The organism is Streptomyces sp. NPDC058664, from assembly GCF_042716635.1.
Classification (GTDB): domain Bacteria; phylum Actinomycetota; class Actinomycetes; order Streptomycetales; family Streptomycetaceae; genus Streptomyces.
Genome location: NZ_JBHXRW010000049.1, coordinates 1 through 23732 on the forward strand (window position 1 = coordinate 1; position 23732 = coordinate 23732).

Sequence of the window (23732 nt, forward strand, 5' to 3'; positions counted from 1 at the left end):
CTACCGCCCCTCACACTACCTCCTTTGGGGGGGGGGTTTGGTTTTTTTTTTAACGGCTTTGTGGGGGGGGGGTGTGGTCGGGGGGGGGGGCCCCCCCCCCCGCTCCGGGTCCGCCGTGGGTCACCAGCCGCGCTCGCGCCACGCCGCGAGGGACGGGCGCTCGTCACCGAGCGTGGTGTCCTTGCCGTGGCCCGGATAGATCCAGGACTCGTCCGGGAGCGCCCCGAACAGCTTGGTCTCCACGTCGTGGATCAGGCTCGCGAAGGCCTCCGGGTCCTTCCAGGTGTTGCCCACTCCGCCGGGGAAGAGGCAGTCGCCGGTGAAGACGTGGGGGTGGCCGTGCGGGTCGTCGTAGATCAGGGCGATGGAGCCGGGGGTGTGCCCGACCAGGCGGCGCGCGGTCAGCTCGACCCGGCCCACCCGGATCGTGTCGCCGTCCTCGACGGGCACGTCGGTCGCGACCGGGATGCCCTCCACGTCGTACGCCCCCGCGTACGTCACGGCGCCGGTCGCGGTGACCACCTCGGCGAGCGCCTGCCAGTGGTCGCCGTGCCGGTGGGTCGTGACGACACCCTTGACGCCGTCGTCACCGATCAGCGTGAGGAGCGTGCCGGCGTCGTTGGCCGCGTCGATCAGCAGCTGCTCGCCGGTGGCCCGGCAGCGCAGCAGATACGCGTTGTTGTCCATCGGGCCGACCGCGACCTTCGAGATCATCAGGTCCGTCAGCTCGTGCACGTCCGCCGGTCCGCCGACCTTCACCACTCCGCTGTACGTCATGGAATCAGCCTAGCTTCGCCCACCGACAGCGGTGCTACAGCGCCGGGAGCTTCGGCAGCGGGCCGCCCTCGGTCTCCAGGGCCGAGCCGTCGCGGCGGCCGGCGAGCCAGCCGAGCAGCTCGGGGGCCGGTCCCATGACGGCGACGCCGCCGGTCGTGCCGCCGGTCGTCCAGATCCGGCCGTCGGCGGACCGGAGGGCCGTCTCCGGGACGCTCTCCAGGCCGGTGAAGCGCTCGGCGAGGAACTCGATCTCGCGGGTCACGAACTCCTCGGGCAGGTCTTCGAGCTCGTAGCCGACGCCCAGGTCGACGTGGTGCAGGTCCACCTCCACCCAGCGGCGGAAGGGGATCCGGGAGGCGCTGTCCGTGACGCCGTTGCGGAGCTCGACGGTGCGGCTCCAGTCGGCGGGCTCGGCGCCCACGGTCTGGAAGCGGGCGGCGGTCTCGCGCAGGTCGGCGAGGTGGACGTCGAGCGGGCGGCCGGCGTCGCGCTCGATGTCGGCGTCACGGGTGGCGGCGTCGGCGTACATGGGCCGGCCCTGGAGGACGTTCACGAGGGCGTCGGCGTTGCGGGCGATGTGGGCCAGGACATGGCCGCGCGTCCAGCCGGGAAGCCGTGACGGCTCGGCCGTCGACGCGTTGTCCCAGGAGGCGGCCGCGTCGAGGAGCCGCTCGGTCGCTGCTTTGACAGAGGCGAGATCACGTTCGTGGTCGATCATGCCGCCGACCCTAGCGCCGACGGGGGGTGCCGCCACTCGTTCGGGTGAAGAGGTCTTCGGGAGACCGGAAATCGAATGTGCGTGCTATAGGCTCGAAGGAAGCATCCGGCATCCTTGAGTTGTTGGGTGTGCAGGCACATCCGCTCTCTGAAGAAAGGTGCGGACCGGCGTGGCCGACCGTCTCATCGTCCGTGGCGCTCGTGAGCACAACCTCAAGAACGTCTCGCTCGACCTCCCGCGTGACTCCCTGATCGTCTTCACCGGGCTCTCGGGGTCGGGCAAGTCCTCCCTCGCGTTCGACACGATCTTCGCCGAGGGGCAGCGCCGCTACGTCGAGTCGCTCTCCTCCTACGCCCGGCAGTTCCTCGGCCAGATGGACAAGCCGGACGTCGACTTCATCGAAGGCCTGTCGCCCGCCGTCTCCATCGACCAGAAGTCGACCTCGCGCAACCCGCGCTCGACGGTCGGCACCATCACCGAGGTCTACGACTACCTCCGTCTGCTCTTCGCCCGCATCGGCAAGCCGCACTGTCCCGAGTGCCACCGGCCGATCTCCCGCCAGTCGCCCCAGGCCATCGTCGACAGGGTCCTGGAGCTGCCCGAGGGCAGCCGCTTCCAGGTGCTCTCCCCGCTCGTGCGCGAGCGGAAGGGCGAGTTCGTCGACCTCTTCGCCGACCTCCAGACCAAGGGCTACAGCCGCGCCCGGGTCGACGGAGCGACCGTGCAGCTGAGCGAGCCGCCGACGCTGAAGAAGCAGGAGAAGCACACCATCGAGGTGGTCGTCGACCGCCTCACCGTGAAGGACAGCGCCAAGCGCCGCCTCACCGACTCCGTCGAGACCGCCCTCGGGCTCTCCGGCGGCATGGTCGTCCTCGACTTCGTCGACCTCGCGGAGGACGACCCCGAGCGCGAGCGGATGTACTCGGAGCACCTCTACTGCCCGTACGACGACCTGTCCTTCGAGGAGCTGGAGCCCCGCTCCTTCTCCTTCAACTCGCCCTTCGGCGCCTGCCCCGACTGCACCGGCATCGGCACCCGCATGGAGGTCGACCCCGAGCTGATCGTCCCCGACGAGGACAAGTCCCTCGACGAGGGCGCCATCCACCCCTGGTCGCACGGCCACACCAAGGAGTACTTCGGCCGGCTCATCGGCGGTCTCTCCCAGGCGCTCGGCTTCCGCACGGACATCCCGTACGCGGGACTGCCGCAGCGCGCCAAGAAGGCCCTGATGTACGGCCACAAGACCCAGGTCGAGGTCCGCTACCGCAACCGGTACGGGCGGGAGCGGGCGTACACCACCCCGGCCTTCGAGGGCGCCGTCTCCTTCGTCAAGCGGCGTCACACCGAGGCCGAGAGCGACTCCAGCCGCGAGCGCTTCGAGGGCTACATGCGCGAGGTGCACTGCCCCACCTGCGAGGGCACCCGCCTGAAGCCGATCGTGCTCGCGGTCACGGTGATGGACAAGTCCATCGCCGAGGTCTCCGCGATGTCGATCAGCGACTGCGCCGAGTTCCTCGGCCGGCTGACGCTCAACGCGCGGGACAAGAAGATCGCCGAGCGGGTCCTCAAGGAGGTCAACGAGCGGCTGCGCTTCCTCGTCGACGTCGGCCTCGACTACCTCTCGCTGAACCGCGCCGCAGGCACCCTGTCCGGCGGCGAGGCCCAGCGCATCCGGCTCGCCACCCAGATCGGCTCGGGCCTGGTCGGCGTGCTCTATGTGCTCGACGAGCCGTCCATCGGCCTCCACCAGCGCGACAACCACCGGCTCATCGAGACCCTCGTACGGCTCCGCGACATGGGCAACACGCTCATCGTCGTCGAGCACGACGAGGACACCATCAAGGTCGCGGACTGGATCGTCGACATCGGCCCCGGTGCCGGTGAGCACGGCGGCAAGGTCGTCCACTCCGGCACCTTGAAGGAGCTCCTGGCCAACGAGGAGTCGATGACCGGGCAGTACCTGTCCGGCCGCCGGGCGATCCCCACCCCGGACGTCCGCCGCCCGGTGGACCCCGGGCGCCGGCTCACCGTGCACGGGGCCCGCGAGAACAACCTGCGGGACATCGACGTCTCCTTCCCGCTGGGCGTCCTCACCGCCGTCACCGGTGTCTCCGGATCCGGAAAGTCGACCCTGGTCAACGACATCCTCTACACCCACCTGGCACGCGAGCTGAACGGCGCCAAGTCGGTGCCGGGACGGCACACGCGCGTGGACGGCGACGATCTCGTCGACAAGGTCGTGCACGTCGACCAGTCCCCGATCGGCCGCACCCCGCGGTCGAACCCGGCGACCTACACCGGCGTCTTCGACCACGTCCGCAAGCTCTTCGCCGAGACGATGGAGGCCAAGGTCCGGGGCTACCTGCCCGGCCGGTTCTCCTTCAACGTCAAGGGCGGCCGCTGCGAGAACTGCTCCGGCGACGGCACGATCAAGATCGAGATGAACTTCCTCCCGGACGTCTACGTCCCGTGCGAGGTCTGCCACGGCGACCGGTACAACCGGGAGACCCTGGAGGTCCACTACAAGGGCAAGTCCATCGCCGAAGTCCTGAACATGCCGATCGAGGAGGCCCTCGACTTCTTCGAGGCCGTCCCGACCATCGCCCGCCACCTGCGCACGCTCAACGAGGTCGGCCTCGGTTACGTCCGGCTCGGACAGTCGGCGCCGACGCTCTCCGGCGGCGAGGCGCAGCGCGTCAAGCTCGCCTCCGAGCTCCAGAAGCGCTCCACGGGCCGCACGGTCTACGTCCTGGACGAGCCGACCACCGGTCTGCACTTCGAGGACATCTCGAAGTTGATCAAGGTCCTGTCCGGTCTGGTCGACAAGGGCAATTCGGTGATCGTCATCGAGCACAACCTCGATGTCATCAAGACCGCCGACTGGGTCGTCGACATGGGTCCCGAGGGCGGCAGCGGCGGCGGTCTGGTCGTCGCCGAGGGCACGCCGGAGCAGGTCGCCTCGGTCTCGACGAGCCACACCGGCAAGTTCCTCCGCGAGATCCTCGACGCGGACCGGATCAGCGACGCCGGAGGGACCGTTCCGGCGGCCCGCGGGGCGAAGAAGGCGGCGGCGAAGAAGGCCCCGGCCAAGACCGCGGCCAAGACCGCGGCCAAGGCGACCACCACCACGGCCGCGGCTCCGGCCAGGAAGACGGCCACCAAGGCGGCCGCGAAGAAGGCGACGCCCCGGGCCCGCAAGGCCTGACGCCCGTGGCAGGGCCCCGCGCCGGGGCCCTGCCACAAGCCCGCGCCTGTCCCGGACCCGTGTTCGGACCGGGTTCGCCGCCCCGGCCCGGAGGGCGGTACCGGACGGTGGACCCGCACGGTGGTGCTCGACGACCGGCCCGTCCCGGACGACGGGCCGGGACGGCGATGCGGGACGACCGACCCCGGCGCCGGGTGCCGGGCCCCGGCGCCGAGCCACGGCGCCGGGCGGCGGGCGGTGGGCCCGGGCGTCGGTGCCGGTGGGGCCGCCGGTATCGTCGGTTCGGTCACGCTTGCCCCGATCCACCGTGGAGCGCCCATGTCCGGCCAGTCCAGCCGCCGTACCGTACTCAAAGGCGCGGCCCTCGCCGGTGCCGCCGGGCTGGGAGTCGCCGCCTGCTCCACCGAGTCCAAGCTCGGCCACGCCGAGGTCCCGACCCCGACCGCCCCGGTAGACCTCGGCTCCCCGGACGAGATCCCGGTCGGCGGGGCCAAGCTCTACCGCGAGCAGCGAGTCCTGGTGAGCTGCCCGGCCAAGGGCCGGTACAAGGCGTTCAGCGCCCAGTGCACCCACGCCGGCTGCGTCCTCGACAAGATCGAGGACAACGAGGGCAACTGCCCCTGCCACGGCAGTCGCTTCGACGTGACGACCGGCAAGGCGCTCAAGGGCCCGGCCACCGTGCCGCTCCCCGAGGTCCCCGTCCGCGTCGAGAACGGCAAGCTGGTCGCGGGCCCCGAGGCCGCCCCCAAGGCCTGAGCCGGCCGCGCGTCCTACGCCCAGTCCCAGTCGATCCCCAGGATCCCCGGGCGCACCCCCTGCGCCACGGTGTGCACCGTGCGGTGCCGGCCGCTCAGGGTCAGCTCCGCACGGCCCCCGCGCGGCGCACCCGTCGAGGCCTGCGCGAACCTCCGGCACCGCACCGGCAGCGCCGCCTCGTCGAAGCGCACCTGCAGCACGTACTGCCCGCCCGCGAAGCTGAACCCCCGCACGTACTCCCCGCTCGGCCCCGCCGTACCGTCCTCGAACCCGTACGAGAAAAGGTAGGTGTCCCCGGCTCGCAGCCGTGCGTCGAAGAGGAGCTCCGCGATCAGCACCCCGGTCTCCGCGTGCCAGCGCACCCGCCCGGTCCGGCAGTTCTCGACCGCCCGCACCGCCACCCGTGACGGGTCGCAGCCGGGATCCCCGTGGTGGATGGCCAGATAGCGGTCCACGCCGTCCCGGTGCGCCCGCACCACGTGCTGCGACTCGCGCCCCACCAGCTGCCGGCCGGCCCCGATCCGTACCCGTTCGTGGTGTCCCACCGTGTGCAGCCCGCCGTCCGTCGGTGATTCGAGCTCCGCGAGCAGCTCCTCGACCGAGCCGGACGCCTCCACCAGCGAGCGGTACGAACGGGCCGCCGGACGCTCCACGTCGGACCGTCCCACGGCGTCCTCCGTGAGCAGCCGCAGCAGCGAGTTCCCCGGCAGCTGGAGCACCTCCTCCAGGGCGCGGACGGCCTTCAGCGACTCCGGCCGCTGCGGACGACGGGCGCCCTGCTGCCAGTAACTCAGACTTGTCACCCCGACCTTGACCCCTCGGTGCGCGAGATGGTGCTGGACCCGCTGGAGCGGCAGCCCGCGCACGGCGAGCGCGGTGCGCAGCGCCAGATGGAAGGGGCCGGTGCGCAGCAGCCGCGTCAGATCGGCCTCGGTGTGGCTCACGAGGACTCCTCGGTGAACATTCACGACGGGGGCGCGGACCGTCGCGCCGCGAGGGGTGGGCGGGCAGGTGGGCCGTGGGTGTCGGTTCACACCCGGGTCACACCGTTCACAGTCCGATGTCACCCCGCATTGAAGCGTGTTGACCTGATCCGGACAACGGCCGATGCTCCTGACCAGCGTCCGGACGCGCTCCTCCACCCCCACATCCCCACACCCCCCGCTCCAGGGAGGAACGCGATGCGCAGAAGCAGAAGCGGAAGAAGACTGAACCTCGCGGCACTCGCCGCGGCCGCCCTCTTCCTCGTCCCCACGACCTCGGCCTCCGCCGCCCCCGCCGCCGAGGACGCCGCCGCCCTCGGCTCCAAGCGGCTGAACATCACCATGCAGGCCCAGCAGAAGACCAACTGGTGCTGGGCGGCGGGCGGCAACACCATCGCCACCTGGTTCGGCCGGAACTACAGCCAGAACCAGTTCTGCAACGCCGCCTTCAACCGGCAGCAGGGCCATGACTGCCCCAACAACCAGGCCACCCTCGGCAACGTCCAGACCGGCCTGAGCTGGGCCGGCATACGCCCCGGCTCGTACGTCACCGGCTGGCTGCGCTACCCCACCGTGCAGACCGAGATCAACGCCGACCGGCCCGTCGAGACCCGCGTCCAGTGGTCGAGCGGCGGCGGTCACATGCACGTGCTGTACGGCTACGACGACGACGGGAGCTGGGTCCACTGGGGCGACCCCTGGCCCTCCAGCAACCGCTACAACTGGGCCTCGCACGCCTGGTACGTCGACAACGCCTCCTTCTCCTGGACCCACTCGCTCTACCGGATAGGAGCGTGACGACCATGAACGTACGTGCCACGGCCGCCGGACTCCTCACCACCGCGACCCTCGTCCTCCTCGGCGCGGTCCCGGAGGCGGCCGCCGCCGCGGGCCCGCCGCCCGCGCCGACCCCCGAGCAGGCCGTCTCCGCGCCGGAGACCCTGGACACCCTCACCCGCTTCTTCGCCCGGGACGGTGCCGGCGCCCGCTCGGCGGCCGCGCCGCGCGTCGAGGGCGGGACCGTGCCGGTACGGATCCTCTCCCCGGACTTCGTCGCCGGAAAGGCCGGGGCCCCGGTCGCCCGGGTCGAGTTCCGGGCCGGCCTGGCCGTGTCCCCGGACGGCCGGAAGGCCTCGCTGTGGACGGTGAAGCGGGCGGGCGGCTGGCAGGTGGTGAACATCGCCACCGGTGACGACGAGATCCGCTACGCGGAGATGGGCAGCGGCGGCCTCGTCTTCCGCGAGCCGCAGATCGACGCCTGGTACGTCCAGAGGGGCACGAAGGTGCTCCCGCTCGACGAGGACGCGATACGGGCCGTCGGCCGGAACGGGACGAGCCTCACCGCGTACCGGGACCGGGTCGCCCGCGCGTACGGCGACAAGCTCCCCGGCTCCACGTACGCGAGGAAGGGCGCGGCGGGCGGCTACGACACGGCGGCGCCCGAGCCCGAGGAGGAACGGTCCGGGGCCGCCGCGGTGGCCGGTGTGGGGGCGGTGGGGCTGGCACTCGCCTTGACGGCGACGACAGCGGTACGCCGCCGACGAGGTCCCCGGAACCCCTGAGCCCCACGGCTCGACTGCACCGCGCCCACCCCGCTGCGGGCACGCGCCCCGCTGGGCGGCGCTCACCCCGTGGTGGGCAATCGTCCGCCAGGGGCGATGGGGGTCCCCCTGCTCGAGCGAAGCCGAGAGCTTGGGGGAGGGTGGGCACGACGGACGGTGCCTCCTGCCGGGTCCAGGCTTTCGCGCCTGGACCCGCACCCGGTGCGTGCCGCGCAGTCCGTGCCGCCTGGGCCTGCACCTGGTGTGCATCGCACTGGTGTGCGGGTTCAGGCGCAAGGGGCGGAGGCGCCCGCACAGGGCGCCGTCCCGTGTGCCCACCCGTCCCGCCCTGCGGGACGATTGCCCACACGGGGGGTGGGGGACCCGGCCCGCCCCCCCCACACGGGGGTGGGTGGGGGGCGGGCCGGCGGGGCGGTTGCCCGCGCGGAGGGTGGGGCGGCGGCGGGTGTGCGTGCCGTCGGAGTGTCCGTGCCCGCCAGTAGGGTGGGGAGCATGGCAGACCCCTCCAGCTACCGCCCCAAGCCGGGTCAGATCCCCGACTCCCCGGGGGTCTACAAGTTCCGCGACGAGCACCGCCGGGTGATCTACGTGGGCAAGGCGAAGTCCCTGCGCCAGCGGCTCGCCAACTACTTCCAGCCGCTCACGAGCCTGCACCCGCGCACGGCCACCATGGTGACCACCGCCGCCTCCGTGGAGTGGACCGTCGTGTCGACCGAGGTCGAGGCGCTCCAGCTGGAGTACTCCTGGATCAAGGAGTACGACCCCCGGTTCAACGTGAAGTACCGGGACGACAAGAGCTACCCGTACCTCGCCGTGACGATGAACGAGGAGTTCCCGCGCGTCCAGGTCATGCGCGGCCACAAGAAGAAGGGCGTGCGCTACTTCGGGCCGTACGCGCACGCGTGGGCGATCCGCGAGACCGTCGACCTGATGCTCCGGGTCTTTCCCGTACGGACCTGCTCCGCCGGGGTGTTCCGCAATGCCGCCTCCGCCGGACGCCCCTGCCTCCTCGGCTACATCGGCAAGTGCTCGGCGCCCTGCGTCGGCCGGGTCACCCCCGAGGAGCACCGCGAACTCGCCGAGGAGTTCAGCGACTTCATGGCCGGCCGTACCGGGACGTACATCCGGCGTCTGGAGAAGCAGATGATGCTGGCGGCCGAGGACATGGAGTACGAGAGGGCCGGCCGCCTCCGTGACGACATAGAGGCGCTGCGCCGGGCCATGGAGAAGAGCGCGGTCGTGCTCGCCGACGCCACCGACGCCGACCTGATCGCCCTCGCCGAGGACGAGCTGGAGGCCGCCGTGCAGATCTTCCACGTGCGCGGCGGACGCGTCCGCGGCCAGCGCGGCTGGGTCACCGACAAGGTCGAGGCCGTCGACACCGCCGGGCTCGTCGAGCACGCGCTCCAGCAGCTGTACGGCGAGGAGAGCGGCGACACGGTCCCCAAGGAGGTCCTGGTCCCGGCGCTGCCCGAGGACGCGGACGCCGTCACCGCCTGGCTCACCGGCCGCCGCGGGTCCAACGTCTCGCTGCGCGTCCCGCAGCGCGGCGACAAGAAGGACCTCATGACGACCGTCGCGCGCAACGCCCAGCAGGCGCTGGTGCTGCACAAGACGAAGCGCGCCAGCGATCTCACCACCCGCTCCCGGGCCCTGGAGGAGATCGCCGAGGCCCTGGACCTGGACTCGGCTCCGCTGCGGATCGAGTGCTTCGACATCTCCCACCTCCAGGGCGAGGACGTCGTCGCCTCGATGGTGGTCTTCGAGGACGGGCTGCCCCGCAAGAGCGAGTACCGCCGCTTCCAGATCAAGGGCTTCGAGGGGCAGGACGACGTCCGGTCCATGCACGAGGTGATCGGCCGCCGCTTCCGGCGCTATCTCGCCGAGAAGGAGAAGACGGGGGAGTGGGACCTCCCGGTCGAAGGCGGGGGACGGGATCCCGAGGACGTCGTCGAGGAGCCGGACGAGAGCGGGCGGCCCAAGCGTTTCGCGTACCCGCCGCAGCTCGTCGTGGTCGACGGCGGGCAGCCGCAGGTCGCCGCCGCCCGGCGCGCCCTGGACGAGCTGGGGATCGACGACATCGCGGTCTGCGGGCTCGCCAAGCGCCTGGAGGAGGTGTGGCTGCCCGGCGACGACGACCCGGTGGTGCTGCCCCGCTCCAGCGAGGGCCTGTACCTCCTCCAGCGGGTGCGTGACACGGCTCACGACTTCGCCATCCGCTACCAGCGGTCCAAGCGGACGAAACGTATCCGGACCAGCCCTCTCGACGTGGTCCCCGGCCTCGGCGACACCCGGAAACGCGCGTTGATCAAGCACTTCGGCTCGGTGAAGCGGCTCCGGCAGGCGACAATCGAGCAGATCTGCGAGGTTCCCGGCATGGGTCGGAAGACCGCGGAGGCGGTCGTCGTGGCCCTCGCCCAGGCGGCCCCGGCCGCACCCGCCGTGAACACGGCGACAGGAGAGATCATGGAAGACGACGGGGGCGGCACGGCATGACCGCGCACGAGCAGCAGAACCGGCACGATGAGCACGACGCGCAAGACCAGCACGACCGAGAAGACGGAGCAGGACACGTGAGTACGGGCACGAAGGAGACCCCCGGCGACAACGGCGCCGAGGCGGCCATTCCCGAGCTGGTGATCATCTCCGGCATGTCCGGGGCCGGCCGGTCCACCGCGGCGAAGTGCCTGGAGGACCTCGGCTGGTTCGTCGTCGACAACCTGCCGCCCGCGCTGATCCCCACCATGGTGGAGCTCGGCGCCCGCTCCCAGGGGAACGTCGCCCGGATCGCCGTCGTCGTCGACGTCCGCGGCCGGCAGTTCTTCGACAACCTCAGGGAGTCCCTCGCCGACCTCGATTCCAAGCAGGTCACCCGCCGGATCGTCTTCCTCGAGTCGTCCGACGACGCCCTGGTCCGGCGCTTCGAGTCGGTCCGCAGGCCGCACCCGCTCCAGGGTGACGGCCGGATCACCGACGGCATCGCGGCCGAGCGAGACCTGCTGCGCGAGCTGCGCGGCGACGCCGACCTGGTGATCGACACCTCCAGCCTCAACGTCCACGAACTGCGCGCCAAGATGGACGCCCAGTTCGCCGGCGACGAGGAGCCCGAGCTGCGGGCCACCGTGATGTCCTTCGGCTTCAAGTACGGCCTGCCGGTCGACGCCGACCTCGTCGTCGACATGCGCTTCCTGCCGAACCCGCACTGGGTCCCCGAGCTGCGCCCCTTCACCGGCCTCAACGAGGAGGTGGCGAACTACGTCTACAACCAGCCCGGCGCCAAGGAGTTCCTCGACCGCTACACGGAGCTGCTCCAGCTGATCGCCGCGGGCTACCGCCGCGAGGGCAAGCGGTACGTGACCATCGCCGTGGGCTGCACCGGCGGCAAGCACCGCTCCGTGGCCACCGCCGAGCGCCTCGCCGCCCGGATCGCCGCCGAAGGGGTCGAGACCGTCGTCGTCCACCGGGACATGGGGCGCGAGTGAAGCCCTACCGCCGGCGTGCCTCCACCCTCACGGTGCGGCGCACGCTCCGCAGGCGCGGGGCCCAGCCCAAGGTGGTCGCGCTGGGCGGCGGCATGGGCCTCTCGGCCTCCCTCGCCGCCCTCCGCCGGATCACCGGCGACATCACCGCGGTCGTCACCGTCGCCGACGACGGCGGTTCCAGCGGCCGGCTCAGGGAGGAGCTCGGCGTACTGCCCCCGGGCGACCTCCGCAAGGCGCTCGCCGCGCTCTGCGGCGACGACGACTGGGGCCAGACCTGGGCCCGGGTCATCCAGCACCGCTTCCAGTCCAAGGGCGAGATCAACGGCCACGCCGTCGGCAACCTGCTGATCGTCGCCCTCTGGGAGCAGCTCGGTGACCCCGTGCAGGCCCTTGACCTGGTCGGCCGGCTGCTCGGCGCCCAGGGCCGGGTGCTGCCCATGTCCGCCGTACCCCTGGAGCTCCAGGCCCTGGTCAGGGGCCATGACCCGGAGCGGCCGGACGACGTGGACACCGTGCGCGGTCAGGCGACCGTGGCCCTCACCCCCGGCGAGGTGCAGTCCGTGCACCTCGTGCCGCACGGTCCTCCGGCGGTGCCCGAGGCGGTCGAGGCGGTCCTGGACGCGGACTGGGTGGTCCTCGGTCCCGGCTCCTGGTTCTCCTCGGTGATCCCGCACCTCCTCGTCCCCGAACTGCTCGACGCCCTGGCCGTGACGAAGGCCCGGAAGGTGCTCTCGCTGAACCTCGCGCCGCAGCCCGGAGAAACCGACGGCTTCTCTCCGCAGCGTCATTTGGAGGTTTTGGGACGACACGCCCCTAAACTCGCCCTGGACGTGGTGCTGGCCGACGAGGCCGCCGTGCCCGATCGCGAGTCCCTCTCCGATGCCGCCAAGCGGCTCGGTGCCGCGGTCGAGCTGGCGCCGGTGGCCGGGCCCGACGGCTCCGCGAAGCACGACCCGGAGCTGTTGGCCGCCGCGTACGACCGTATTTTTCGGATGCATGGAAGGATCGGCCCATGGCGATGACGGCAGCGGTGAAGGACGAGATCTCCCGGCTTCCCGTCACCCGGACCTGCTGCAGGAAGGCAGAGGTCTCGTCGATCCTGCGGTTCGCGGGCGGGCTGCACCTGGTGAGCGGCCGCATCGTGATCGAGGCGGAGCTCGACACCGCGATGGCGGCGCGCCGCCTCAAGCGGGACATCCTGGAGATCTTCGGGCACAGCTCGGAACTGATCGTGATGGCCCCCGGCGGACTGCGGCGAGGCTCGCGTTTCGTGGTGCGGGTGGTGGCCGGAGGCGACCAGCTGGCCCGGCAGACGGGTCTCGTGGACGGCCGGGGCCGCCCCATCCGGGGCCTCCCCCCGCAGGTGGTCTCCGGGGCCACCTGTGACGCGGAGGCGGCCTGGCGGGGTGCCTTCCTCGCGCACGGTTCGCTGACCGAGCCCGGCCGGTCCTCCTCCCTGGAGGTCACCTGCCCCGGCCCCGAGGCGGCGCTCGCCCTGGTCGGCGCGGCGCGCCGGCTCTCCATCGCGGCGAAGGCCCGCGAGGTGCGGGGAGTGGACCGGGTCGTCGTCCGCGACGGCGACGCGATCGGCGCCCTCCTCACCCGGCTCGGCGCGCACGAGTCGGTGCTCGCCTGGGAGGAGCGGCGGATGCGGCGCGAGGTCCGTGCCACCGCCAACCGCCTGGCCAACTTCGACGACGCCAACCTGCGCCGTTCGGCCCGCGCGGCGGTCGCCGCGGGGGCCCGGGTGCAGCGCGCCCTGGAGATCCTCGGCGAGGAGGTGCCCGAGCACCTCGCCGCGGCCGGCCGGCTCCGGATGGAGCACAAGCAGGCCTCCCTCGAGGAACTGGGGGCGCTCGCCGACCCGCCGCTGACGAAGGACGCGGTGGCCGGCCGGATCCGCCGGCTGCTCGCCATGGCCGACAAGCGGGCGCAGGACCTGGGCATTCCCGGGACCGAGTCCACCCTGACCGAGGAGCTCGACGACAGCCTGGTCGGCTGACCGGGCGTTCCGCCGTACGGAACCCCGAACTCCGAGCTGCCGGTGCCTTTCTGAGGCACCGGCAGCTTTTTCGTACACCCGCGAGGCGCCCTTGACAGGCCCATGGGCGCCCATGAGCCTGGCGTCTGTTCACCTTCGTGGCACACGACAACAAGGGGGGCTCATGAGACGCAGAGCGAGATCGATCCTCGCCGCGGCTTCACTGCTGATCGCGGGAGTGGCGGCGGCACCCGTCGCCGGAGCGCAGCCGGGCGACCGGGACGGCGGTGACGCCCTCTCCGTATGGCGGGCCGAGGTCACCAAGGAGCAGGTTCCGCTGCTCCTCGAGGCCGGTGCCGACGCCCACGAGATGACCGAACAGGTGCCCGACAAGGGCTCCGCGACGGTCGAGCTCTTCCTCACCGGCCGGCAGGCCGGACAGCTGCGCGGCCAGGGCGTCGAGCTCGCCGAGCACCGCCTGACCGCCCAGGCCGAGAAGCGGGTGGCCGCCGCGGGGGACGGCGTCTTCCGCCCGTACGGGGGCCCGAACGGCCTCAAGCAGGAGATCCTGGACACCGCCCGGGCCAACCCCGGGATCACCAAGGTCGTCTCCATCGGCAAGACCCTCAAGGGCCAGGACATCCTCGCCCTCAAGGTCAGCAAGGGCGCCAAGCGCGTCAAGGACGGCTCGAAGCCCGCCACGCTGTACATGTCCAACCAGCACGCGCGCGAGTGGATCACCCCGGAGATGACCCGGCGGCTGCTCCACCACTACCTCGACGGGTACGGCAAGGACGAGCGGATCACCCGGATCGTCGACTCCACCGAGCTGTGGTTCGTGCTCTCCGCCAACCCGGACGGCTACGACCACACGCACGCCGACCCCGAGAACCGCCAGTGGCGCAAGAACCTGCGCGACAACGACGGCGACGGGAAGATCGCCCCGGGCGACGGCGTCGACCTCAACCGCAACTTCGCCTACAAGTGGGGCTACGACAACGAGGGCTCGTCGCCCGACCCGGCCGACGAGACCTTCCGCGGCAAGAGCCCCATGTCGGAGCCCGAGACCAAGGCCCTCGACGCCTTCCAGAAGCGCATCGGCTTCGAGTACGGCATCAACTACCACTCGGCCGCCCAGCTCATCCTCTACGGCGTCGGCTGGCAGGTCGCCACCGACACCCCCGACGACGTGGCCCTCAAGGCCCTCGCCGGCACCCCGCAGAACCCCGCCGTGCCCGGTTACCGGCCGCAGGTCTCCTCGGAGCTGTACATCACCAACGGCGAGGCGGACGGACACGCCGCCAACGTCAACGGGACGCAGATGTTCACCCCGGAGATGTCGACCTGCGCCACCGCCTCCCGGGTCGACCCGAACGACGCCTGGAACCCGGCCGACTGCGCCTCCGTCTTCACCTTCCCGGATGACGAGAAGCTGATCCAGGCCGAGTTCGCCAAGAACATCCCCTTCGCGCTGGCCGTCGCCGAGACCGCCGCCCACCCGGACCGGCCCGTCTCCCCGGTCGGCATCGACGCCCCCGACTTCACCCCGAAGGCCTTCACCACCTCCTACGCCCGCGGCGGGGAGCAGGAGGTCGCCGTCACCGCCCGCAAGTCCCTGCGCGGCAAGACCCTGAAGTACCGGATCAACGGCGGCCGCACCCACAGCGAGGAGCTCGACGCCTGGAAGGGCGGCGAGACCTTCGGCGGCGAGGACAACCTCTACTTCGACGAGTACCGCGCCGAGATCGAGGGCGCCGGGGCCGGCGACTCCGTCGAGGTCTGGTTCACCGCCCGCACCCGCGAGGGCCGGGCAACCGCCTCCGCCCCCTTCACCTACCAGGTGGCCGAGCGCCCCCGGGGCGACGTGCTCGTCCTCGCCGACGAGGGCGGCACCACCGCCGCCCGGCACACCGCCGCGTACGTGAAGGCACTCGCCGACAACGGCCGCGGGGCCGCCGTCTGGGACGTCGCCACGCAGGGCACGCCCGACGCCCTCGGCGTCCTCTCCCACTTCCGTACCGTCGTCTGGTACACCGGCGCCGAGCGGCCCTCCGGGGCCACCCAGCTCGCCGTCCGCGCCTACCTCAACGAGGGCGGCAAGCTGGTCAACGCCGGTGAGAAGTCCGGCGGTCTCACCCGGATCGGCCGGGCCGAGTCCAACGACTTCGCCCAGTACTATCTCGGCGCCTACCACCGCGCGGGCCTGGGGAACCCGCCCGCCTTCGCCGGCACCGGCGCCTTCGCGGGCATCGGCGCGGGCCTCGGTGCCGCGGCCGACAACCCGCTTGACAACGCCGGCGCGTACACCGTCACCTCGGACACCCTGCGGCCGAAGGAGTTCCCGCAGTTCGCGAGCAGCGCCTCCGCCGGTGACTACCCGGGCATCCGCACCCCCTTCGAGCCCGCCGAGGGCACGTCCTTCGCGGCCGTCAAGCACGCCGACAACACCTGGGCCCGGCTCAGCAGGACCGTCGACCTCACCGGCGTCGCCGCCGGAGCCGCCCCGCGCCTGGACTTCCAGGTCAGCTACGACACCGAGCCCGGCTACGACAACCTCGTCGTCGAGGCCCACACCGTCGGCCAGGACGACTGGACGACCCTGCCCGACGCCAACGGCGGCACCTCCGCCGAGCCCCCCGCCGACTGCGGCGAGGGCTACTACGTCCGCGGCCACCCCTTCCTCGCCCACTACCTCACCGTCGGCGAGGACGGCTGCGCGGCCACCGGCACCACCGGCTCCTGGAACGCCTTCACCGGCCCCTCCAACGGCTGGCGGCAGGCCTCCGTCGACCTGAGCGCCTGGGCGGGCAAGCAGGTCGAGCTGTCGATCTCGTACGTCTCCGACCCCGGCACGGGCGAGATGGGCGCCTTCGTCGACGACACCCGGCTCGTCACCGGGACCACCACCGAGGCGGAGGGCTTCGAGACCGCCCTCGGCGCGTGGACCGTACCGGGCGCCCCGGCCGGCAGCCCCGGCAACGGCGCCGACTGGACGCGCTCCGGCGCCCTCTTCCACTCCCAGGCCGCGGTCACCACCCGTGACACCGTCCTCCTCGGCTACGGCCTGGAGCACGTGCCCGGTGCGGCGGAGCGGGCGCGACTCGTCGGCCGCGCCCTCGGAACCCTCCGGCGCTGACGGAGAGTAGTCGGGACAAAGGTCCCACGACGGCCCGTACCCGTTGGTAGGTACGGGCCGTCGGCCGTTCTCCCTCACTTTCCGGGCACGTACGGATGCGGTCGATGTCACTCACGGGCGGTGGGAGGGGTAGGGTCGTAAGCGGTCGGGGACATCCCAAAAAACAAAAATCTCGCCGGCGTCGAGCACACCGGCGTACCTAACGAGGAGATCGGTTCGTGACGATCCGCGTAGGCATCAACGGCTTTGGCCGCATCGGCCGAAACTACTTCCGCGCACTCCTTGAGCAGGGTGCGGACATCGAGATCGTGGCTGTCAACGACCTGGGCGACACCGCGACCACGGCCCACCTGCTGAAGTACGACACCATCCTGGGTCGCCTCAAGGCCGAGGTCACCCACACCGCCGACACCATCACCGTCGACGGCCACACCATCAAGGTGCTCTCCGAGCGCAACCCGGCCGACATCCCCTGGGGCGAGCTGGGCGTCGACATCGTCATCGAGTCGACCGGCATCTTCACCAAGAAGGCCGACGCCGAGAAGCACATCGCCGGCGGCGCCAAGAAGGTCCTCATCTCGGCTCCGGCCTCCGGCGAGGACATCACCATCGTCATGGGTGTCAACCAGGACAAGTACGACGCGGCTCAGCACCACGTCATCTCGAACGCGTCCTGCACCACCAACTGTGTCGCGCCGATGGCCAAGGTTCTCGACGAGAACTTCGGCATCGTCAAGGGCCTGATGACCACGGTCCACGCGTACACCAACGACCAGCGCATCCTGGACTTCCCGCACAAGGACCTGCGCCGCGCCCGCGCCGCCGCGGAGAACATCATCCCGACCACGACGGGCGCCGCCAAGGCCACCGCCCTGGTCCTCCCGCAGCTCAAGGGCAAGCTGGACGGCATCGCCATGCGCGTCCCGGTCCCGACCGGTTCCGCCACCGACCTGGTCGTCACGCTCGACCGCGAGGTCACCAAGGACGAGGTCAACGCCGCGTTCAAGAAGGCCGCCGAGGACGGCGACCTCAAGGGCTACCTGGTCTACACCGAGGACCCGATCGTCTCCTCCGACATCGTCAGCGACCCGGCGTCCTGCACCTTCGACGCCTCCCTGACCATGGTCCAGGAGGGCAGCACGGTCAAGATCCTCGGCTGGTACGACAACGAGTGGGGTTACTCCAACCGTCTCGTCGACCTCACCGTCTTCGTCGGCGGCCGGCTCTAAGCTTCAGGGCGGGCTTTCGATGTGAGCAGGGCTCGGGCAGCGCAACGCCGCGCTGTGCGAGCCCTGTTTGTGTGCTCCACCGCGTACCAAGGAGTCTGTGACAGATGAAGACGATCGACGAGCTTCTCGCCGAAGGCGTCTCCGGCAAGCGGGTGTTCGTCCGCGCCGATCTCAACGTGCCGCTCGACGGCACCACCATCACCGACGACGGCCGCATCCGCGCCGTCGTCCCCACGGTCAAGGCGCTCGCCGACGCGGGCGCCCGCGTCGTGGTCGCCTCGCACCTGGGCCGCCCCAAGGGCGCCCCGGACCCGGCGTTCTCGCTCGCCCCGGCCGCCGCTCGCCTCGGCGAACTGCTCAACGCCGAGGTGGCCTTCGCGACGGACACGGTCGGCGACTCCGCCACCGCCACCGTCGCCGGCCTCGCCGACGGCCGGGTGGCCGTCATCGAGAACCTCCGGTTCAACGCCGGCGAGACCTCGAAGGACGACGCCGAGCGCGGCGCCTTCGCGGACCAGCTCGCCGCGCTCGCCGACGTCTACGTCGGCGACGGCTTCGGCGCCGTGCACCGCAAGCACGCCTCGGTCTTCGACCTCCCGGCGCGCCTCCCGCACGCCGCCGGCTACCTCATCGCCACCGAGGTCGGCGTCCTGAAGAAGCTCACGGACGACGTCAAGCGGCCGTACGTGGTCGCGCTCGGCGGCGCCAAGGTCTCCGACAAGCTCGGTGTCATCGAGCACCTCCTGGAGAAGGCCGACCGCATCCTCATCGGCGGTGGCATGGCGTACACCTTCCTCAAGGCCCAGGGCCACGAGGTCGGCATCTCACTGCTCCAGGAGGACCAGATCCCGGCGGTCCTGGAATACCTGGACCGCGCCAAGGAGCGCGGCGTGGAGTTCGTCCTCCCCGTCGACGTCCTGGTCTCCTCGGAGTTCCCCGACCTGAAGACCAAGGCCCCGGCCCACCCCACCACGGTCGCCGCGGACGCCATCCCGGCGGACGAGGAGGGCCTGGACATCGGTCCGGAGACCCGTAAGCTCTACGCCTCGAAGCTCGCCGACGCCGGCACCGTCTTCTGGAACGGTCCGATGGGCGTCTTCGAGCACCCCGCCTACGCCGAGGGCACCAAGGCCGTGGCCCAGGCGCTCCTCGACTCCCCGGCCTTCACGGTGGTCGGTGGTGGCGACTCCGCCGCCGCCGTCCGCATCCTGGGCTTCGACGAGAAGAAGTTCGGCCACATCTCGACCGGCGGCGGCGCCTCCCTCGAATACCTCGAGGGCAAGCAGCTCCCCGGCCTCGTCGCACTGGAGGACTGACCACCACATGAGCACCCGCACCCCGCTGATGGCGGGCAACTGGAAGATGAACCTCAACCACCTCGAGGCCATCGCCCACGTCCAGAAGCTCGCCTTCGCCCTGACCGACAAGGACTACGACGCCTGTGAGGTCGCGGTCCTGGTCCCCTTCACCGACCTGCGGTCCGTACAGACCCTGGTCGACGGCGACAAGCTGAAGATCAAGTACGGCGCCCAGGACATCTCGGCCCACGAGTCCGGTGCCTACACCGGCGAGATCTCGGGCCTGATGCTGTCCAAGCTGAAGTGCGCCTACGTGGCCGTCGGCCACTCCGAGCGCCGCCAGTACCACGCCGAGAGCGACGAGATCTGCAACGCCAAGGTGAAGGCCGCCTTCAAGCACGGCGTGACCCCGATCCTCTGCGTCGGCGAGGGCCTGGACGTCCGCAAGGCCGGACAGCAGGTCGAGTACACCCTCGCCCAGCTCGACGGCGGCCTGAAGGACGTCCCGGCCGAGCAGGCCGAGACGATCGTGATCGCGTACGAGCCGGTGTGGGCCATCGGCACCGGCGAGGTCGCCACCCCCGAGGACGCGCAGGAGGTCTGCGGCGCGATCCGCGGGCGCCTCGCGGAGCTGTACTCGCAGGAGCTGGCCGACAAGGTCCGCATCCAGTACGGCGGCTCGGTCAAGGCCGGCAACGTGGCCGCGATCATGGCGCAGCCGGACGTCGACGGCGCCCTGGTGGGCGGCGCGGCGCTCGACGCCGACGAGTTCGTCAAGATCGTGCGCTTCCGCGACCAGTGAGTATGCGGTAGCTGAGTTACGTCGTACCCTTGCGGGGGTCGGGCAGGTGCCCGGCCCCCGTCCGTATAAGTCCGAGGAAGTTGGTCCAGCCGTGGTTATGGGGTTCTCGATCGCCCTCATCGTCTTCAGCGGGCTGCTGATGCTGCTCGTGCTGATGCACAAGGGCAAGGGTGGCGGCCTCTCCGACATGTTCGGTGGCGGCATGCAGTCCTCCGTCGGCGGCTCCTCGGTCGCCGAGCGCAACCTGGACCGCATCACCGTCGTGGTCGGTCTGCTCTGGTTCGCCTGCATTGTGGTACTTGGTCTGCTGATGAAGTTGGACGGGTAACTCCGAACACTGGACGCGCGTTGGGCCTTACGTAGACTGGGGCATCTTCGAGCACCATCACGCAGGGAGTTACGACCGTGGCAAGTGGCAACGCGATCCGGGGAAGCCGGGTCGGAGCGGGGCCGATGGGTGAGGCCGAGCGCGGCGAATCGGCTCCGCGCGCCCGCATCTCCTTCTGGTGCTCGAACGGGCACGAGACGCAGCCGAGCTTCGCCAGCGACGCGGCGGTCCCGGAGACCTGGGACTGCCCGCGCTGCGGCTTCCCGGCAGGTCAGGACCGGGACAACCCGCCGGACCCGCCGCGCACGGAGCCGTACAAGACCCATCTCGCCTATGTGCGTGAGCGGCGCAGCGACGCGGACGGCGAGGCGATCCTCGCCGAGGCGCTGGCCAAACTGCGCGGCGAGATCTGACGCACGGTGTGACGGTGTGACGAACGGGCCTTGCCCGCGAACCGAGTTCGCGGGCAAGGCCCGTTCCGCGTTCCCGGCGTTGTCAGTGGTGACCCCTATGGTCGGTGGGACGGGGAGATCACCGGATCGGGGGATGCATGACGACGACGGACGTGGCGGCCGGCAAAGCCGTGCCCAGCTGGCGGGGCGGCTTCGGAAGGCTGTGGACGGCCGCCGTCGTGTCCCGGTTCGGCGACTCGCTGCGCACCGCCGCACTGCCCCTGCTCGCCGCCTCGCTCACCGACGCCCCCCTCCTCATCGCCTCCGTCACCGCCTGCGGCTTCCTCCCCTGGCTGCTCTTCGGGCTCCTCGGCGGGGCCGTCGCCGACCGCGTCGACCAGCGGCGGGCCATGTGGGCCGTCGACCTCGTCCGGGGCGCGCTCATGGCCGCGTTCGCCGTCGCCGTCGCGCTCGGGCACGCGGGGATCGCCCTCCTGCTCGTCCTCGCCTTCGCCCTCACCACCCTGGGGACCCTCTTCGACAACGCGGCCACCGCGCTGCTCCCCGCCCTCGTGCCCACCGAGACGCTCGCCGGGGCCAACGCGCGCCTGATGACCGGCCAGCAGCTCGCGGGCGGGCTCCTCGCCGCGCCCCTGGTGCCCGCCCTGCTCCTCGCCGGGCCCGCCGTACCGTACGCGGCCGACGCCGCCACCTACCTCCTGGCCGCGCTCCTCATCGCCTCCCTGCGGACCGGCGCCCCCGAGCGGCCGCCCCGGCCCACCGGGTCCACCCTCCGCGCCGAGATGGCCGAGGGGATCGCCGTCCTGCGCGAGGACCGCTCCCTGCGGTGGCTCTGCGCCGCCACCACCCTCTGCAACATCGGCATGGGCGCCCTCATCGCCACCCTCGTCGTGCATGTGACCGCCGGACTCCACGCGGGGAACACGGGATACGCCGCCACGATCACGGCGTACGCGGTGGGCGGGGTCACCGGCGGGTTCCTGGCCCGCCGGATCGCCGAACGGACCGGGCGGATACGCGCGGTGTTCCTCGCCGGGAGCGTCCAGACCGGCTGCCTCGTCCTGATGGGGGCGGTGCCCGTGCTCGCCGTATCGGTCGGCGCCATGGCGGTGTTCGGGTTCATGGGGACGGTGTGGAACGTCCAGCAGACGACCCTCATGCAGGAGCGTGCCCCCGAGGGCATGCTCGGCCGCATCGCCGCGGCCTTCCGCACCCTCGCCGTCGCCGGCGCCCCGCTCGGCGCCCTCCTCGGCGGCGCCGCGGCCGCCGGCCTGGGACCGCACACCCCCGCCCTCCTCGCGGCGGCGCTGTTCGCGCTCGCCGTCGCGTCACTGGCCCCTCTGATCAATTAGGTTGGAGACGCAGCGGGGCAGACAAGCAGTACGAGAAGAAGTGGGCGATGTCCGAGATGAACAACGAAGGCCGCACCAGGCTCAACCGGCTGCCCGAGTGGGCGGCCCTCGGCAAGCACCGTGAGCAGCTGGGCGAGACCCATCTGCGCGACCTGTTCGCCGCCGACGCCGAGCGGGGCACCGGCTACACCCTGCGGGTCGGCGACCTCCACCTGGACTACTCCAAGCACCTCGTCACCGACGAGACGCTGACGCTGCTGCGCGAACTGGCCGCCGCCACCGGCGTCGCCGAGCTGCGTGACGCCATGTTCCGCGGCGAGAAGATCAACACCACCGAAGACCGGGCCGTCCTCCACACCGCGCTGCGGGCCCCCCGCGACGCCGTGATCGAGGTCGACGGGGAGAACGTCGTCCCCGGCGTCCACGCCGTCCTCGACAAGATGGCCGCGTTCGCCGACACGGTCCGCGCCGGCGAGTGGACCGGCCACACCGGCAGGCCGATCAAGAACATCGTCAACATCGGCATCGGCGGATCCGACCTCGGCCCCGCCATGGCCTACGAGGTCCTCCGCTCCTACACCCAGCGGGACCTGACGTTCCGTTTCGTCTCCAACGTCGACGGCGCCGACCTCCACGAGGCCGTCCGCGACCTCGACCCCGAGGAGACGCTGTTCATCGTCGCCTCGAAGACCTTCACCACCATCGAGACGATCACCAACGCCACCTCGGCCCGCGACTGGCTCCTCACCGGTCTCCGAGCTGGACAGGAGGCCGTCGCCAAGCACTTCGTGGCCCTCTCGACCAACGCCGAGAAGGTCGAGGAGTTCGGCATCGACACCACGAACATGTTCGAGTTCTGGGACTGGGTCGGCGGCCGCTACTCCTACGACTCCGCCATCGGCCTCTCCGTGATGATCGCCATCGGCCCGGAGCGCTTCCGCGAGATGCTCGACGGCTTCCACCTCGTCGACGAGCACTTCCGCACCGCCCCGCCCGAGGAGAACGCGCCGCTGCTGCTCGGCCTCCTCGGCGTCTGGTACGGCGCCTTCTTCGACGCCCAGTCGCACGCCGTCCTGCCGTACTCCCACTACCTGTCGAAGTTCACCGCCTACCTCCAGCAGCTCGACATGGAGTCCAACGGCAAGTCGGTGGACCACGAGGGCAACCGCGTCGACTGGCAGACCGGGCCCGTCGTCTGGGGCACCCCCGGCACCAACGGGCAGCACGCGTACTACCAGTTGATCCACCAGGGCACCAAGGTCATCCCGGCCGACTTCATCGGCTTCGCCCGGCCCGTCGCCGACCTGCTGCCCGGCCTCGTCGCCCAGCACGACCTGCTCATGGCCAACTTCTTCGCCCAGACCCAGGCGCTCGCCTTCGGCAAGACGCCCGAGGAGGTACGGGCCGAGGGCGTACCCGAGGAGCTCGTCCCGCACAAGACCTTCCAGGGGAACCACCCCACCACCACGATCCTCGCCGAGAAGCTCACCCCGTCCGTCCTCGGCCAGCTGATCGCGCTCTACGAGCACAAGGTCTTCGTCCAGGGCGCCGTCTGGAACATCGACTCCTTCGACCAGTGGGGCGTCGAGCTCGGCAAGGTCCTCGCCAAGCGGATCGAGCCGGTCCTGACCGACGGCGAGGGCGGCGAGCGGCTCGACAGTTCCACCGCCGGCCTCGTGGCCACCTACCGCTCGCTGCGCGGACGGTAGA

At 71.2% G+C, this 23732-nt stretch carries 19 protein-coding genes; 16 read left to right on the forward strand and 3 right to left on the reverse strand.

Annotated features, from left to right (window positions below):
- Nucleotides 1-120: 120 nt before the first annotated feature.
- On the reverse strand, nt 121-777 hold the full coding sequence (locus ACFWUY_RS30750) for an MBL fold metallo-hydrolase (RefSeq protein ID WP_384117212.1): 657 nt from the start codon (nt 775-777) through the stop codon (nt 121-123).
- Between the two features lie 34 nt (nt 778-811).
- Nucleotides 812-1495 (reverse strand): maleylpyruvate isomerase family mycothiol-dependent enzyme, encoded by a 684-nt coding sequence (locus ACFWUY_RS30755; protein WP_384117215.1) that lies wholly within the window; start codon nt 1493-1495, stop codon nt 812-814.
- Nucleotides 1496-1664: 169 nt separating this feature from the next.
- Here ACFWUY_RS30755 and uvrA point away from each other — a divergent pair, with 169 nt between their 5' ends.
- Nucleotides 1665-4700 carry an excinuclease ABC subunit UvrA gene (gene uvrA, locus ACFWUY_RS30760; RefSeq protein WP_384117217.1) on the forward strand — a complete coding sequence of 1012 codons (3036 nt, stop codon included), beginning with the start codon at nt 1665-1667 and terminating at the stop codon, nt 4698-4700.
- A gap of 318 nt (nt 4701-5018) precedes the next feature.
- Entirely contained in the window at nt 5019-5456 is a 438-nt protein-coding gene (locus ACFWUY_RS30765; RefSeq protein ID WP_384117220.1) for a Rieske (2Fe-2S) protein, read from the forward strand.
- A gap of 14 nt (nt 5457-5470) precedes the next feature.
- Here the strand turns inward: ACFWUY_RS30765 and ACFWUY_RS30770 are convergent, their stop codons facing one another.
- Nucleotides 5471-6400, reverse strand: coding sequence for a hypothetical protein (locus ACFWUY_RS30770; RefSeq protein ID WP_384117223.1), 930 nt, complete (start codon nt 6398-6400; stop codon nt 5471-5473).
- A gap of 237 nt (nt 6401-6637) precedes the next feature.
- Between ACFWUY_RS30770 and ACFWUY_RS30775 the strand changes: the two genes are divergently transcribed.
- The 14 genes from ACFWUY_RS30775 (at nt 6638) to pgi (ending at nt 23731) form a co-directional block, all read left to right on the forward strand.
- Entirely contained in the window at nt 6638-7237 is a 600-nt protein-coding gene (locus ACFWUY_RS30775; protein ID WP_384117228.1) for a papain-like cysteine protease family protein, read from the forward strand.
- Between the two features lie 5 nt (nt 7238-7242).
- The gene (locus ACFWUY_RS30780) at nt 7243-8001 is read left to right on the forward strand and encodes a hypothetical protein (protein ID WP_384117232.1); all 759 of its coding nucleotides are present in this window, start codon (nt 7243-7245) and stop codon (nt 7999-8001) included.
- A 492-nt stretch (nt 8002-8493) separates the two neighbouring features.
- Nucleotides 8494-10497 carry an excinuclease ABC subunit UvrC gene (gene uvrC, locus ACFWUY_RS30785; RefSeq protein WP_384117237.1) on the forward strand — a complete coding sequence of 668 codons (2004 nt, stop codon included), beginning with the start codon at nt 8494-8496 and terminating at the stop codon, nt 10495-10497.
- On the forward strand, nt 10494-11483 hold the full coding sequence (gene rapZ, locus ACFWUY_RS30790) for an RNase adapter RapZ (protein WP_384117240.1): 990 nt from the start codon (nt 10494-10496) through the stop codon (nt 11481-11483). The genes uvrC and rapZ overlap by 4 nt, the downstream gene beginning before the upstream one ends.
- Nucleotides 11480-12505, forward strand: coding sequence for a uridine diphosphate-N-acetylglucosamine-binding protein YvcK (gene yvcK / locus ACFWUY_RS30795; protein WP_384117243.1), 1026 nt, complete (start codon nt 11480-11482; stop codon nt 12503-12505). Before rapZ ends, yvcK begins: the two co-directional genes overlap by 4 nt.
- Nucleotides 12496-13485, forward strand: a complete 990-nt coding sequence (gene whiA, locus ACFWUY_RS30800; RefSeq protein WP_384117247.1) for a DNA-binding protein WhiA — start codon at nt 12496-12498, stop codon at nt 13483-13485. Before yvcK ends, whiA begins: the two co-directional genes overlap by 10 nt.
- Nucleotides 13486-13648: 163 nt before the next feature.
- A complete protein-coding gene (locus ACFWUY_RS30805) occupies nt 13649-16600 on the forward strand; it encodes a M14 family zinc carboxypeptidase (RefSeq protein WP_384117251.1) in 2952 nt (983 codons plus the stop codon).
- Between the two features lie 218 nt (nt 16601-16818).
- Nucleotides 16819-17829, forward strand: a complete 1011-nt coding sequence (gap, locus tag ACFWUY_RS30810; protein ID WP_384117254.1) for a type I glyceraldehyde-3-phosphate dehydrogenase — start codon at nt 16819-16821, stop codon at nt 17827-17829.
- Nucleotides 17830-17933: 104 nt separating this feature from the next.
- Nucleotides 17934-19145: a phosphoglycerate kinase gene (locus tag ACFWUY_RS30815; protein ID WP_384117256.1), complete on the forward strand. Its 1212-nt coding sequence runs from the start codon at nt 17934-17936 to the stop codon at nt 19143-19145.
- A gap of 7 nt (nt 19146-19152) precedes the next feature.
- Nucleotides 19153-19929 (forward strand): triose-phosphate isomerase, encoded by a 777-nt coding sequence (gene tpiA / locus ACFWUY_RS30820; RefSeq protein ID WP_384117259.1) that lies wholly within the window; start codon nt 19153-19155, stop codon nt 19927-19929.
- Nucleotides 19930-20026: 97 nt separating this feature from the next.
- The gene (gene secG, locus ACFWUY_RS30825; protein ID WP_017238647.1) at nt 20027-20257 is read left to right on the forward strand and encodes a preprotein translocase subunit SecG; all 231 of its coding nucleotides are present in this window, start codon (nt 20027-20029) and stop codon (nt 20255-20257) included.
- Between the two features lie 77 nt (nt 20258-20334).
- Nucleotides 20335-20670, forward strand: coding sequence for an RNA polymerase-binding protein RbpA (locus ACFWUY_RS30830; protein ID WP_189505794.1), 336 nt, complete (start codon nt 20335-20337; stop codon nt 20668-20670).
- A 137-nt stretch (nt 20671-20807) separates the two neighbouring features.
- The gene (locus ACFWUY_RS30835) at nt 20808-22022 is read left to right on the forward strand and encodes an MFS transporter (RefSeq protein WP_384117265.1); all 1215 of its coding nucleotides are present in this window, start codon (nt 20808-20810) and stop codon (nt 22020-22022) included.
- Nucleotides 22023-22078: 56 nt separating this feature from the next.
- Nucleotides 22079-23731 carry a glucose-6-phosphate isomerase gene (gene pgi, locus ACFWUY_RS30840; protein WP_384117373.1) on the forward strand — a complete coding sequence of 551 codons (1653 nt, stop codon included), beginning with the start codon at nt 22079-22081 and terminating at the stop codon, nt 23729-23731.
- Nucleotide 23732 lies beyond the last annotated feature (1 nt).